Consider the following 13,182-nt stretch of genomic DNA (forward strand, 5'->3'; position numbering starts at 1 on the left):
CGCCCATGCGCGGCGCCTCCTGACGCCAGCAAAGATCCTGCAGCTCCAGCCGGAGGTGGCTGATGGACTGTGCCCAGCCTTGCCCGTCGAAATGCGAACGTCGTCCGTCGCGTCCGCGGACTGCCCCGGCTCCTGCCGTTTCCCGTGACCGCCTGCGCGGGGCGCGACCATGCGGTTGCTGATCGTCAGCGACACCTGGGAGCCGCGGGTCAGCGGCGTGGTCACCTGCCTGCGCGCGCTGGTGATGGAGCTGGAGGAGCTGGGCTGCGAGGTGGGCGTGCTGTCGCCGCTGGATTTCCGCTCGCTGCCCTGCCCGGGATACCCCGAGATCGCCCTGGCATGGGACATCTGGCGGGTGGCGGCGAGGATCGAGGCGTTCGCCCCGGACGCCGTGCACCTGGCCACCGAAGGGCCGCTCGGCTGGGCGGCGCGGCACTGGCTGCAGCGCCGCGGGCTGGCCTTCTCCACCGCCATGCACACGCGCTTTCCCGAGTTCGTCCATGCCCGCTGGCCGGTGATCCCGCTCAGCCTGGGCTATGCGTGGATGCGCGCCTTCCACCGGCCGAGCGATGCGGTACTGGTCAGCACCGTGCGCATGCAGGCCGAGTTCGCCCGCCAGGGCTTCGCCCATCTCGGCCTGTGGCGCAAGGGCGTCGATATCCGCCAGTTCCAGCCGCGCCTCGAGCCGGACGAGGGCGCGCCGGTGTTCCTCTACGTCGGCCGCCTGGCGCCGGAGAAGACCCTGGAGGCCTTCCTCGACCTCGAGCTGCCGGGCGAGAAGCGCGTGGTCGGCGACGGCCCGCTGCGCGGCGAGCTGCAGCGACGCTATCCGCAGGTGCGCTTTCTCGGCTACCTGCGCGGCGAGACGCTGGCCGAGGCCTACCGCAGCGCCAGCGTGCTGGTGTTCCCCTCGCGCACCGACACCCTCGGCCTGGTGATGCTCGAGGCGCTGGCCTGCGGCACGCCGGTGGCCGCCTTCCCGGTCAGCGGCCCGCTGGACGTGCTGCGCCAGGGCGTCAGCGGGGTGATGGACGAGGACCTGCAGCGCGCCTGTCTGCAGGCGCTCGAGCTGGACCGGCGCGCCTGCGCCGAGGAAGCGCGGCGCCAGTCCTGGCAGGCCTCCGCACTGGAGTTCCTCGCCCGCCAGCCGCGCCTGGACGGCGCGCCCTGTCTGCCGGCCGAGCGGCTCAGCGCCGAACGCGCCTCACCCTGAGCGGTCAGCGCGGCAGGCGTGCGCTGACGAAGGTGGCCAGCACGATCAGCGCGCCGCCGCCGAGGATGCGCAGGCTCGGTATCTCGGCGAACAGCAGCCAGGCGAAGAAGATCCCGTAGACCGGCTCCATGGCGAATACCACCGCGGCGGTGCGCGCCTTGAGCACGCGCAGGCTGGAGACGAACAGGCTGTGGGCGAGACCGGTGCACAGCACGCCGAGCAGCGCCAGCCACAGCCAGTCCAGCGGCGCGATGGCCGGCAGCTGCGGTGCGGTCAGCGGCAAGAGGCACAGGGCGATGGTCAGGTTCTGCCACAGCGCCGCCTGCGCCGGCTCGATGCCGCGGGCGCTGACCCGGTTGGTCAGAGACAGCAGGGCGAACAGCAGCCCGGACAGTACCGCCCACAGCAGGCCCTGACTGGCCTGGCTGGCCAGCTCGAACTGCGGCGTCACCAGTACCAGGCCCAGGCAGACCAGGCCGACCACGGCGAACTCGCCCGCGCGCAGCCGCTCGCGGAACAGCAGGCCCTCGAGCAGCAGGGTGAAGGCCGGGAAGCTGGCGAAGCCGAGGGTGGCGATGGCCACGCCGGATACCTTGACCGCGTGGAAGAAGGTCAGCCAGTGGGCGCCGAGCAGCAGTCCGCCGAGCACCAGCAGGGCCAGCTGGCGCAGGCTGGGGCGGCCAGCGGAAGCATTGCGGGCGAGGGCGAGGAACAGGCCGAGGGCGAGCACGGCGAACGCCGCGCGCCCGGCGGTGATCGCCAGCGGCGCGGCTTCGGCCAGCTTGCCGAACACCCCGGTGAGGCCGAACAGCAGGGCGCCGAGGTGCACGGCGAGCAGGGCGTTGCGCGGGGTCATGGGCGGCGACTCGCGGAGGCGGGCGACGGCAGGTGCGGGGGCATGCGGTGGTTCCGGGCAAAGGTGCCCAGTTTACCCGTCTGCCGGCGCCTGTCATCGCCCTGCCGCCGGGCTGTCATTCGGCGTACACGGCGGCGCCGCACCATCGGGGCAAACCCGCCGGAGGCCGTCGATGACCCTAGCCCAGCCGCTCCTGCCCAAGTGCAAGCAGTACGTGCGCACCCTGTGGATCTCCGACGTGCACCTGGGGACCCGCGATTGCCAGGCCGAGCGCCTGGAGGCCTTCCTCAAGGGCTATGCGCCCGAGCGGGTCTACCTGGTCGGCGACATCATCGACGGCTGGAAGCTGCGCAGCTCGGTGTTCTGGCCGCAGAGCCACACCAACGTGATCCGCCGGCTGATCAACATGAGCCGGCGCGGCACCGAGGTGATCTACGTCACCGGCAACCACGACGAATGCCTGCGCCGCTATGCCGACCTGGTGCTGGGCAACATCCGCCTGGTCGACGAGGCCGAGCACCTGACCGCCGACGGCCGCCGCCTGCTGGTGCTGCACGGCGACCAGTTCGACGTGATCACCCGCTACCACCGCTGGTTGGCCTTCCTCGGCGACTCCGCCTACGAGGTCACCCTGACCCTCAACCGCTGGCTCAACCACTGGCGCCAGCGCTGGGGCTACGGCTACTGGTCGCTGTCGGCCTGGCTCAAGCACAAGGTCAAGGGCGCGGTCAGCTACATCAGCGAGTTCGAGGAGGCGCTGGCCCACGAGTGCACCCGCCGCGGCTTCCACGGCGTGGTCTGTGGCCACATCCATCACGCCGAGATCCGCCGCATCGGCGCCATCGAGTACCTCAACTGCGGCGACTGGGTGGAGTCGTGCACGGCGCTGATCGAACACCTGGACGGGCGCATCGAGCTGTATCGCCTGGCCGCCGGCGGCGGGCTGCCGGTCGCGGCCGAGCCGCTGGCGGAGACGCTGACATGAGGCTGCTGATCGTCAGCGATGCCTGGGCGCCGCAGGTCAACGGCGTGGTCACCAGCCTGTGCGCGCTGGTCGGGGAGCTGGAGCGCCTAGGCCACCAGGTCGGCGTGCTGTCGCCGCAGGAGTTCCGCACGCTGCCCTGCCCGGGCTACGCGGCCATCCCGCTGGCCTGGGATGTCTGGAAGGTCGGCGCGAAGATCGAAGCCTTCGCCCCGGATGCCGTGCACCTGGCCACCGAGGGGCCGCTTGGCTGGGCGGCGCGGCGCTGGCTGCGGCGGCGCGGCTGGGCGTTCTCCACGGCGATCCACACGCGCTTTCCCGAATACGTGAGCGGCCGCTGGCCGTGGCTGCCGCTGGACTGGGGCTACGCCTGGCTGCGCGCCTTCCACCGGCCGAGCCGGGCGGTGCTGGTCAGCACCGAGCGCCTGCAGGCCGAGTTCGCCGCGCGCGGCTTCGAGCGCCTTGCGCTGTGGCGCAAGGGCGTCGACCTACGCCAGTTCCAGCCGCGCCTGGAGGCGGGCGAGGGCGCGCCGCTGTTCCTCTACGCCGGGCGCCTGGCGCCGGAGAAGAACCTCGAGGCTTTCCTCGGCCTCGACCTGCCGGGCGCGAAGCGGGTGGTCGGCGACGGTCCGCTGCGCGGCGAGCTCGAGCGGCGCTATCCGCAGGTGCGCTTCGACGGCTACCTGCCGGCGCCGCTGCTGGCCGAAGCCTACCGGGCGGCCAGCGTGCTGGTGTTCCCCTCGCGCACCGACACCCTGGGGCTGGTGATGCTCGAGGCGCTGGCCTGCGGCACGCCGGTGGCTGCGTTTCCGGTGGCCGGCCCGCTGGACGTGCTGCGCCAGGGCGTCAGCGGGATGATGGACGAGGATCTGCGCAGCGCCTGCCTGCAGGCCCTTGCGCTGGATCGCCACGCCTGCCGGGCCGAGGCGCAGCGCCAGTCGTGGCAGGCCTCGGCGGCGGAGTTCCTCGCCCACCTGCCGCGCCGCGACGGCACGGCCGGCGGCGCAGCCGCAGCCGTTCAGGGCTGAGCGAGGCGCTCGCCGCTGAACACCAGCGTCTCCCGGCAGCGCCGGCACAGGTAGCGGCGCCCGCGCAGCACCAGCGCATGGCGCTGCGCGGTGAAGGGGAATTCGCCGTCCGGGCAGCTGCAGCGGTACAGGTAGTGCCGCTGCCGGCGTTGCACTTCATACGAATGGCAGCGCTCGGCCGGCAGGCCGTAGACGCCGGTCATGATCCGCTGCCACTCCCCGCCGTGCGGGCGGATGCCGGCGCCGAACAGCTGGTGGGCGACCAGGTGCGCCACCTCGTGGGCCACGGTCTGGCGCAGGAAGTGTTCGCGATTCTCGCGGTACAGCTGGGCGTTGAAGCGCAGGCGGTTTTCGGTGAGGTGGGCGACGCCGGCCTTGAGGCCGCGCAGGCGCAGGCTGACCTCGGGGCGCGGGAAGCGGCGGGCGAAGAAGGCTTCGGCCTGCTGGTAGCAGGCCTCGACGCGGGCGAGCAGCTGTTCGGGCATGGGCGGGTCGTGGTGGGGCAGGTCGGTCGATTATGCCAGCCGCAGGCGGCGGACACAGCAAGGCCGCCCGCAGGCGGCCTCAGTCGGGATGGTCCGTGATTGTTCTTGTCGGTGTTGACCGGACCTACGCCAGGTTGTCTTGCTGGACCGGCTTCAGCTGGCGTACACCGGACCGACGCCGAAGCCCCACAGCACCACCGAGATGGCCATTATCGCCACCAGCACCACCAGGCCCACGGCCAGCACCGAGCTGGAGAACATGAAGCCTTCGTCCTTCGGAATGTTCATGAAGGAGGGGATGCCGACGTACAGCAGGTAGGCCGTGTAGCACACCGCCGCCGTGCCGACCGCCATGGCCAGCCACAGGTTGGGGTAGAGCGCCGCCAGGCCGCCGATGAACAGGGGCGTGGCGCAGTAGGCGGCGAACACGATGGAGTCGGTCAGGCTGGGCTGGGCGTCATAGGTGCGCGACATCCAGTGGATGAACGCGCCCATCACGGCGACGCCGGCCAGCATGGCCAGGTAGGACAGCACGGTCATCTGCAGCGCGCTCGACTCGGTCAGGCGCACCGCCTCGCCGCCGGCGATCGACCAGCCGACCTGGGTGGTACCGATGTAGGCGGATACAACGGGGATCGCCGCCAGGATGAGTACATGGCTCAGATACATATGGCTGATGCTTTCTTTCTCGCCACGAATCTCTTGCCATTCTTGATCAGGATGGGTGAAGAGCCCCCAGACGTGGTGAATCATGATCGGACACCTCTTCGTTTTATATGCGGATCGCCCCTGACAAGGCGCCGGAGGCACGTGGCCAGTGCCGTCCGGTGCCGGGTCGTCCTCTGCGACCTTATGACGCAGTATAGGCGCGCATCCGCGGGCGGCGGCCGGGGAGGATAGAGCGATTTCGCCTCTCAGCGGGGGCTGTAATAGCGCTCGAGAATTTCCATGGCCTGGTTGATCGACTGCAGGCGGGCGGTGCTGCCGCCCCGGTCGGGATGGTGCTGACTGACCAGTTGGCGGTAGCGCAGGCGGATGGCGGCGTAGTCGGCGCGGGCGTCGAGGTCGAACAGCTCCAGTGCCGCCTGGCGTTCCTCGCCGCCGTGCATGCGGGTCCAGAAACTCTGCAGCAGGCGCTCGACGTCGCGCTCGGTGGTGTCGCGCAGGTGCGCCTCGTCGAGGTAGTAGCTGCGCAGCGGGTCGTGCCCGGTCAGTCCCTGCACGCCTTCCTGCCAGGGCAGCAGGCGGATCAGCAGCGGGCTGATCTCCAGATGCGCGCAGCGCTCCTGCCACAGGCGGTCGCGCAGGCGGTACAGGGCGTTGAACAGCACGAAGTGGGTGCGGTACAGCACCAGCTTGTCGGCCAGCGGCAGCTGCGGGATGTGGGTGCAGTGCTGCGCCCGCAGGCGGCGGATCAGCTGGTGCTCGCTGAGGCCGTCCGGCACCTGGCGCAGCAGGTCGAGCAGCTGCTCCATCAGCTCGAGGGCGGGATCGAAGGAAGTGTTCATGCGGGCAGCCTAGCATGCGTCCGGGCGCCGCCACGGCGCGCCTGCGCGGGACGTGACCGGCCTCGCAGGCCGCGGCGGCGACCGCCGGCGCCGAGGGGGCTGGGGTGCGCGGGCGTTTGTGCGTAAAATGGCTGGTTTTCGCATTCCCCTTTCGCACTCCCTTTTCGTAGAACACCGGATTCCACACCACCATGGGCACCCTTTCGGTCAACCAGAACAAGCTGCAGAAACGCCTGCGTCGCCTGGCCGGCGAAGCCGTCACCGACTTCAACATGATCGAGGACGGCGACAAGGTCATGGTCTGCCTGTCCGGCGGCAAGGACAGCTACACCATGCTCGACGTGCTGCTGTATCTGCAGAAGGTCGCGCCGATCAAGTTCGAGATCGTGGCGGTGAACATGGACCAGAAGCAGCCGGGCTTCCCCGAGCACGTGCTGCCCGAGTACCTGAAGTCGATCGGCGTCGAGTACCACATCATCGAGAAGGACACCTACTCGGTGGTCAAGGAGAAGATCCCCGAGGGCAAGACCACCTGCTCGCTGTGCTCGCGCCTGCGTCGCGGCACCCTGTACACCTTCGCCGACCAGATCGGCGCGACCAAGATGGCCCTCGGCCACCACCGCGACGACATCCTCGAGACCTTCTTCCTCAACATGTTCTACGGTGGCACCCTCAAGGCCATGCCGCCCAAGCTGCTCTCCGACGACGGCCGCAACGTGGTGATCCGCCCGCTGGCCTACTGCAGCGAGGCGGACATCGAGGCCTACGCCCAGCTCAAGGAGTTCCCGATCATCCCGTGCAACCTGTGCGGCTCGCAGGAGAACCTGCAGCGCCAGGTGGTCAAGGAGATGCTCCATGAGTGGGAGCGCAAGTCACCGGGGCGCACCGAGATCATGTTCCGCGCCCTGCAGAACGTGGTGCCCTCGCAGCTGGCCGATCGCAACCTGTTCGATTTCCAGAGCCTGAAGATCGACGACGACGCCACGCCGCGCTTCATCGACGTGATGAGCCTCTGACCCGGAGCGGCCGGCCATGCGCGACTACCAGTGGCTGCACGAGTACTGCCTGAACCGCTTCGGCTCGGCGGCCGAGCTGGAGGCGCGCCTGCCTCTGCCGAAAAGCGCGGACGAGCTGCGTGGCCTCGGCGACGACCGCTACCTGTCGCTGCTCAGCCTGCGGGTGTTCCGCGCCGGCCTCAAGCACAGCGTGGTGGACGCCAGGTGGCCGGCCTTCGAGGAGGCGTTCTTCGGCTTCGATCCGCACAAGGTAGTGCTGATGGGTGCCGAGCACCTCGAGCGGCTGATGCAGGACCAACGGCTGATCCGCCACCTGGCCAAGCTCGGCAGCGTGCCGCGCAACGCCCAGTTCGTCCTCGACATCGCCCGCGAACACGGCAGCTTCGGCGCCTGGCTGGCCGACTGGCCGGTCGATGACATCGTCGGCCTGTGGCGGCAGCTGGGCAAGCGTGGCAGCCAGCTCGGCGGCCTGTCCGCGCCGCGCTTCCTGCGCATGGCCGGCAAGGACACCTTCATCCCCAGCGACGACGTGGTCGCCGCGCTCAGGGCCCAGGGCATCGTCGACAGGGCGCCGAGCAGCCAGCGCGATCTGGCCGCCGTGCAGGCCGCCTTCAACGCCTGGCAGACGCAGAGCGGGCGGCCGTTGTGCCAGCTGTCGATGATGCTGGCTTTCACGGTAAATCACTGAAAAGCTTCAGTTTTTTGTCGCAGGGGTGCGGCAGTGGGTCGCGCAGACGGCGCAAGTAGCAGAGGAAGTCACATTCTGCTCGATAAAATTTGCAAATGGGGTCGATAGACGGCATAGTCGCGCATCATCAATTTTCAGCGACACGGTCGTGCCCATGCTCAAGCGCTTCGCACCCCTCGTGCCAATCACCCTGGCCCTCCTGCTGACCGCCTGTGCCAGCACCTCGCAGCAGCACAGCCTCGATGCCAGCTCGCACAGCCTGTCCTTCGAGCTGGATGCCGAAGCCGCCGCCAAGGCGCAAGAGAGCAGCATCGAAGAGCAGCTGCTCGACGACAAGCCCTACGAACTGCCGGCTCTCAGCAACCTGCTGGTGCGTGGCTTCTCGCTGATCGGTACCCCGTACCGTTTCGGCGGCACCTCGACTTCCACTGGTTTCGACTGCAGCGGCTTCATCGGCTACCTGTTCCGCGAGGAAGCCGGCATCAAGCTGCCGCGCTCGACCCGCGAGATGATCAAGATGCCGGCACCCAAGGTGGCTCGCCACGACTTGCAGCCCGGCGACCTGATCTTCTTCGCCAACCGCGGGCGGGTGAACCATGCCGGCATCTACATCGGCGACGGCGAGTTCATCCACTCCTCCAGCACCCGCAGCGGTGGCGTGCGGGTGGACAAGCTGTCCAGCGACTACTGGAACAGCCGTTACCTGATGGCCAAGCGCGTCATCGACGAGTGATCGTGCGCTGAGGTTGCCGGCACCCGGACTGCGTTCCCGCTTGCGCAGTCCGCGGCCAGCCGTCTAGGGTCAAAAGGAATTTCGCAAGGATCCGCCGATCATGTCCGTGTCGAGCCGTCTGGCCGGTCTCGCCGTTGTCCTCCTGCTTGCGGCCTGTTCCTCGCAGGCGCCGCTTCCCCCGTCTGCCGGCTCGTCGCTTCCCCCGGTTTCCGCCGAGGCGGAGGACGTGCTGATCCGCGCCATCGGCCTGGTCGGCACCCCCTATCGCTGGGGCGGCAACACTCCCGAGGGCGGTTTCGACTGCAGTGGCCTGATCGGCTATGTCTATCGGGATGCGGCGGGGTTGCAGTTGCCGCGCACGACCCGCGAGATGAGCGCCCTGCGCGTGCCGAGGGTGCCTCGCCAGCAGCTGCGCTCCGGCGATCTGGTGTTCTTCGCCACCAGCGGTGGCGGCCGGGTCAGTCATGCCGGCATCTACGTGGGCGAGGGCCGTTTCGTGCATGCGCCCAGCACGGGCGGCACGGTGCGCCTCGACAGCCTGAGCAACGGCTACTGGCAGAAGAGCTACCTCGATGCGCGCCGCGTGCTGGGCGGGGCCCGCCTGGCGCGCAATCCCTGAGCGCCCGCGGCGCTCCCTGCCGCGGCTGCCGGGGCTCAGTCGCGCTCCCAGTTCACGTCCAGATGGGTCTCGTTGTTCGTGTAGGTGTAGCTCACCGTGCCGTCGTAGGCGGCCTGCAGGGCATGGCCGATGCGGTTGGCCAGGTGCGTACCGGTGGTGCCGACCACCAGCTTGCCGCCTTCCTCGCTGATCCCGATCAGGCGCTCCAGGGCATGCTCCTTGCGCTCCATCTCCTCGGTGTTGCGGATCAGGTTGACGATTTCCTCGCGATGTCCCCGCAGGAAGGCTCCCGACAGGTTGACGTTGCCGGCAGCATCGTTCTCGGCGATGCGTCGGCAGGCCGGGCAGGTGACGCTCTCCGGCTGGCTGCCGGCCTCGCGCTGCCACGACCAGCGTCCGGCGTTGTAGTAGGCGCCGCAGCCCGCGCAGTGGGCGGCGCCGGCCGGATGCTGGTGGGCCGTGTCGCGATCATGGTGCTGAGGCTGGTTCAGCTTTTCTTTGTGGCCCTGCTGATGCTTGTCCATCACCGACTCCCGCTGAAAGAATTCTTCTGCCGGCCGCAGCCTGCCTGCGCCGGACGCGTGTCCGTCCCAGTCTGGAAGGCTCACCGGCGGACAGATCCATTATGGCCAAGCCGTCGGTGGCAGCCTTAGTTGCTTTTGCTGTTGGCAGGTGGCTCGAGATAGCGATTCGTCCTCAGACGAGCCTGCCTTGCGGGTGCCGTCGCCCGGTATAGGCTTGCAGGACGAGGCGGCGCTTCCATGCCGCCGCCGGGAGACGGCGATGAAGCACAAGGCGCAGATCGAAGTACCCATCCCCGACCGGGTGGCGGCCGGCAGGGCCCTGGCCCGGCTGCTGGAGCGCTACCGCGGCCAGCCGGACGCCATCGTCCTGGCCCTGCCGCGCGGCGGCGTGCCGGTGGCCTGGGAGATCGCCCGCGAGCTGGGGTTGCCGCTCGACCTGCTGCTGGTGCGCAAGCTCGGCATGCCCGGTCACGAGGAGTACGCCATGGGCGCCATCGCCAGCGGCGGGGTGCGCGTGCTCAACGCGGAGGCGCTGCGCTACAGCCGGGTCGACGAGCACGCCCTGGAGGCGGTGACGGCGCGCGAGCGCCGGGAGCTGGAGCGGCGCGACCGCCTGTACCGCGGCGAGCGTCCGCAGCCTAAACTCGGGGGCAGGGTGGTGCTGCTGGTCGACGATGGCCTGGCCACCGGCTCGACCATGCGCGCGGCGGTGCAGGCGGTACGCCAGCAGACGCCGGCGCGCATCGTGCTGGTGGCGCCGGTGGCCTCCACCGAGGCCCTCGCCATGCTCGAGCCGCTGGTCGACGAGGTGGTCTGCGCGCTGGTGCCGGACTGGCTGTCGTCGATCGGCGAGTGGTACCGCGACTTCGGCCAGACCAGCGATGGCGAGGTGCAGGAGCTGCTGCGCCAGGCCTGGAGCCGGACGCCGTAGCGCCGCGCCGGCCTATTCCCAGCGGCCGGGCTGGTAGGAGAACACCGGCAGCGACCACGACCAGCGGATGGCGGCCAGGCGCAGGGCCAGGCCGAAGCCGAAGGAGGCCAGCAGGGTCAGGTCGTGGTTGACGCCCAGCCGCTCCAGCAGCAGGTAGAGCATGGCCACCAGCATCGACACGCTGGCGTACAGCTCGTGGCGCAGCACCACCGGCACGCGCTGGCAGAGGATGTCGCGCAGGATGCCGCCGAAGATGCCGGTGATCATGCCGGCCATGATCACCACCGGGGTCGAGTACTCCAGCTTCAGGGCCACGTTGCAGCCGATCACGGTGAAGGCGATCAGGCCCATGGCGTCGAGGACCAGGAACACCTTGTGCAGATGGTGCATGAAGCGGGCGACCAGCATGGTGAACAGCCCGGCGCCGATGGTCAGGTAGATGTAGGGCGGGTGCTGGGTCCAGCCGACCGGGAAGTTGCCCAGCAGCATGTCGCGCACGGTGCCGCCGCCGAGGGCGGTGATGAAGGCGATCAGCGCCACGCCGAACATGTCCATGTTGCGCCGTCCGGCAGCCAGAGCGCCGGACATCGCTTCGGCGGTGATGGCGATGATGTAGATATAGGTGAGCATCACGGGAGGACTCCTCGAGTCTGGATCGCCTCTCCCTCTGTCCTCTGTACCTGAGAGTTTTCGCGGCCGTTCGGCCGCTTTGCCCCTTCGGTGGGTTGCCCGCAGCAACCTCTCTCCAGTTGGCGTGATCGGATCTTCGCAGTTCCTGGGCCTGAGCGATTATGGGAGTTTGCGCCTTCGGCGGAGCGTTCGGGGTGACCGCAACGCTCACTCTCCTGCGAAGCGCCGCATTATACGGCGCGGCCGGCAACTTGCCAGCCGGGACGGGCGAATGCGCTGCGCCGGCCCGACGGTGGGGCCGGGCGACGCGTCAGTTCAGCGCCCGGCGCAGCACCTCGATGCAGAACTCCTTCTCGTAGGGCGGCACGTTGCACTCGATGATGTCGGTCGGCGCCACCTGCAGGCGCAGGCCGGTGATGTCGGCGCGCACCGGCTGGCGGCTGACGCAGCGGTCCACCAGCACCGCCGAACGCACCTCCGCAGCGCCCAGCCGGGCCAGCCAGGCGCAGGCGCGCAGCAGCGAGTGACCCTCGTAGAGCACGTCGTCGACCAGCAGCAGGCGGGTGCGGGCCAGGTCCAGGGCGGCCAGGTCGGGGTTCTCGGTCAGCGCGGTTTCCGGGTGCAGCAGGCTGAGGTCGTCGGCGTAGCGCTTCAGGTGCAGCGGATACAGCGGCCAGCGCGGCAGGCCGCGCGCCACCAGCGCCTGTTGCAGGCGCGCGGCCAGCGGCTCGCCGCGACGCAGGATGCCGACCAGCGCGACCTCCTGGCTGGGCTGAAACAGCGCTGCCGCCTGGCGCGCCATGGCGTCGATCACCGCTTCCAGCTGCGGTGCCGAGTACAGGCGGAAGCGTTCGCCGGCAGGTTTGCTGTCCATGGTCGGCTCTCCGGAGTTGACTCGCTACAGCCTAGCTCAGGCGTCCAGCGCCTCCAGCCGTGCCAGCCAGGGGGCGCGCTCGGCATCGTCGACGAAGGCGGCCTCCAGGCTGTGGCGGGCGATGCGCCGGAGTTGGTCGCGGCTCAGTCCGAGCGCCTCGGCGGTCTGCCGGTAGTTCTCCAGCACGTAGCCGCCGAAGTAGGCCGGATCGTCGGAGTTGATCGTCACCTTGAGACCGGCGTCGAGCAGCGCCTTCAGGTTGTGGTCGGCCAGGCGCGGGAACACGCACAGCCTGACGTTGGACAGCGGGCAGACGGTCAGCGGCACCTGGTCGCGGGCCAGGCGCTCGAGCAGCGCCGGGTCCTCGGCGGCGCGCACGCCGTGGTCGATGCGCTCCACCCGGAGAATATCCAGCGCCTCGACGATGTAGGCCGGCGGGCCTTCCTCGCCGGCGTGGGCGACGACGTGCAGGCCCAGCTCGCGGCAGCGCTCGAACAGGCGGGCGAACTTGCTCGGCGGATGGCCGCGCTCGGAGGAGTCGAGGCCGACGCCGTGGATGCGCGACAGGTGCGGCAGCGCCTGCTCCAGGGTGGCGAAGCCGTCCTCCTCGCTGAGGTGGCGCAGGAAGCAGAGGATCAGTCGCGAACTGATCTCGTAGCGACTCTGCGCCTCGCGGCAGGCGCGTTCCAGGCCGTCCAGCACGGTGGCGAAGGGCACCCCGCGGGCGGTGTGGGTCTGCGGGTCGAAGAACAGTTCGGCGTGCACCACGCCGTCGGCGGCGGCGCGCTCGAAGTAGGCCATCGCCAGGTCGTGGAAGTCCTGTTCGTGGAGCAGCGCGGCGGCGCCGGCGTAGTAGAGGTCGAGGAAGCTCTGCAGGTCGCTGAAGGCGTAGGCGGCGCGGGTTTCCTCGACGCTGGCCCAGGGCAGGGCGACGCCGTTGCGTGCGGCCAGGGCGAACATCAGCTCCGGCTCCAGGGTGCCCTCGATGTGCAGGTGCAGTTCGGCCTTGGGCAGGGCGCGCAGGTAGGTCTCGAGATCCATGAGTGCTCCGGGAGAGCGGTTGGTTTATCGAAACATAGCCGGGGCGCCCGGCCC

16 protein-coding genes and 2 riboswitches are annotated in these 13,182 nt (G+C 69.5%); of the genes, 8 read left to right on the forward strand and 8 right to left on the reverse strand.

Annotation, left to right across the window (positions count from 1 at the left end; genetic code table 11):
- The first annotated feature begins 169 nt into the window (after positions 1-169).
- Complete coding sequence (locus RA210_RS08990) at positions 170-1,213, forward strand: glycosyltransferase family 4 protein (RefSeq protein WP_201486160.1); 1,044 nt, start codon at positions 170-172, stop codon at positions 1,211-1,213.
- 4 nt (positions 1,214-1,217) lie between these two features.
- Here RA210_RS08990 and RA210_RS08995 read toward each other — a convergent pair whose 3' ends face one another.
- Positions 1,218-2,069 carry a DMT family transporter gene (locus RA210_RS08995; RefSeq protein WP_201486161.1) on the reverse strand — a complete coding sequence of 284 codons (852 nt, stop codon included), beginning with the start codon at positions 2,067-2,069 and terminating at the stop codon, positions 1,218-1,220.
- Between the two features lie 172 nt (positions 2,070-2,241).
- On the opposite strand from RA210_RS08995, the gene RA210_RS09000 reads away from it, so the two are divergent.
- The gene (locus RA210_RS09000; RefSeq protein WP_201486162.1) at positions 2,242-3,054 is read left to right on the forward strand and encodes a UDP-2,3-diacylglucosamine diphosphatase; all 813 of its coding nucleotides are present in this window, start codon (positions 2,242-2,244) and stop codon (positions 3,052-3,054) included.
- Positions 3,051-4,079, forward strand: a complete 1,029-nt coding sequence (locus RA210_RS09005) for a glycosyltransferase family 4 protein (RefSeq protein ID WP_201486163.1) — start codon at positions 3,051-3,053, stop codon at positions 4,077-4,079. Before RA210_RS09000 ends, RA210_RS09005 begins: the two co-directional genes overlap by 4 nt.
- On the opposite strand, the gene RA210_RS09010 is transcribed toward RA210_RS09005, so the two are convergent.
- The 3 genes from RA210_RS09010 to RA210_RS09020 form a co-directional block, all read right to left on the reverse strand.
- Positions 4,070-4,564 carry a SprT family zinc-dependent metalloprotease gene (locus tag RA210_RS09010; protein ID WP_201486164.1) on the reverse strand — a complete coding sequence of 165 codons (495 nt, stop codon included), beginning with the start codon at positions 4,562-4,564 and terminating at the stop codon, positions 4,070-4,072. The two genes, RA210_RS09005 and RA210_RS09010, sit on opposite strands and share 10 nt — an antisense overlap.
- 153 nt (positions 4,565-4,717) lie before the next feature.
- Entirely contained in the window at positions 4,718-5,317 is a 600-nt protein-coding gene (locus RA210_RS09015; RefSeq protein ID WP_136488458.1) for a Yip1 family protein, read from the reverse strand.
- Between the two features lie 161 nt (positions 5,318-5,478).
- A complete protein-coding gene (locus RA210_RS09020) occupies positions 5,479-6,072 on the reverse strand; it encodes a DNA-J related domain-containing protein (protein WP_201486165.1) in 594 nt (197 codons plus the stop codon).
- Between the two features lie 191 nt (positions 6,073-6,263).
- On the opposite strand from RA210_RS09020, the gene ttcA reads away from it, so the two are divergent.
- From ttcA to RA210_RS09040, 4 genes are all read left to right on the forward strand, one after another.
- Entirely contained in the window at positions 6,264-7,088 is an 825-nt protein-coding gene (gene ttcA, locus RA210_RS09025) for a tRNA 2-thiocytidine(32) synthetase TtcA (protein ID WP_136488456.1), read from the forward strand.
- Between the two features lie 16 nt (positions 7,089-7,104).
- Complete coding sequence (locus RA210_RS09030; RefSeq protein ID WP_201486166.1) at positions 7,105-7,776, forward strand: DNA-3-methyladenine glycosylase I; 672 nt, start codon at positions 7,105-7,107, stop codon at positions 7,774-7,776.
- 154 nt (positions 7,777-7,930) lie between these two features.
- Complete coding sequence (locus RA210_RS09035) at positions 7,931-8,509, forward strand: C40 family peptidase (RefSeq protein ID WP_201486167.1); 579 nt, start codon at positions 7,931-7,933, stop codon at positions 8,507-8,509.
- Positions 8,510-8,609: 100 nt separating this feature from the next.
- Complete coding sequence (locus RA210_RS09040) at positions 8,610-9,128, forward strand: C40 family peptidase (protein ID WP_201486168.1); 519 nt, start codon at positions 8,610-8,612, stop codon at positions 9,126-9,128.
- 35 nt (positions 9,129-9,163) lie between these two features.
- Here the strand turns inward: RA210_RS09040 and RA210_RS09045 are convergent, their stop codons facing one another.
- Positions 9,164-9,652 (reverse strand): BCAM0308 family protein, encoded by a 489-nt coding sequence (locus tag RA210_RS09045; protein ID WP_136488452.1) that lies wholly within the window; start codon positions 9,650-9,652, stop codon positions 9,164-9,166.
- Positions 9,653-9,911: 259 nt separating this feature from the next.
- Here RA210_RS09045 and RA210_RS09050 point away from each other — a divergent pair, with 259 nt between their 5' ends.
- Positions 9,912-10,583 (forward strand): phosphoribosyltransferase, encoded by a 672-nt coding sequence (locus tag RA210_RS09050; protein ID WP_201486169.1) that lies wholly within the window; start codon positions 9,912-9,914, stop codon positions 10,581-10,583.
- 12 nt (positions 10,584-10,595) lie between these two features.
- Here RA210_RS09050 and RA210_RS09055 read toward each other — a convergent pair whose 3' ends face one another.
- The 3 genes from RA210_RS09055 to RA210_RS09065 form a co-directional block, all read right to left on the reverse strand.
- Positions 10,596-11,216: a trimeric intracellular cation channel family protein gene (locus tag RA210_RS09055; protein WP_201486170.1), complete on the reverse strand. Its 621-nt coding sequence runs from the start codon at positions 11,214-11,216 to the stop codon at positions 10,596-10,598.
- Between the two features lie 24 nt (positions 11,217-11,240).
- Positions 11,241-11,342, reverse strand: a riboswitch (glycine riboswitch).
- A riboswitch (glycine riboswitch) is annotated at positions 11,343-11,441 on the reverse strand.
- A gap of 82 nt (positions 11,442-11,523) precedes the next feature.
- Entirely contained in the window at positions 11,524-12,087 is a 564-nt protein-coding gene (locus tag RA210_RS09060) for a phosphoribosyltransferase family protein (RefSeq protein WP_201486171.1), read from the reverse strand.
- 36 nt (positions 12,088-12,123) lie between these two features.
- Entirely contained in the window at positions 12,124-13,128 is a 1,005-nt protein-coding gene (locus tag RA210_RS09065) for an adenosine deaminase (RefSeq protein WP_201486172.1), read from the reverse strand.
- Positions 13,129-13,182 lie beyond the last annotated feature (54 nt).

Origin of the sequence: Pseudomonas sp. OF001 (genome assembly GCF_904426495.1) — a bacterium.
Classification (GTDB): Bacteria; Pseudomonadota; Gammaproteobacteria; order Pseudomonadales; family Pseudomonadaceae; genus Geopseudomonas.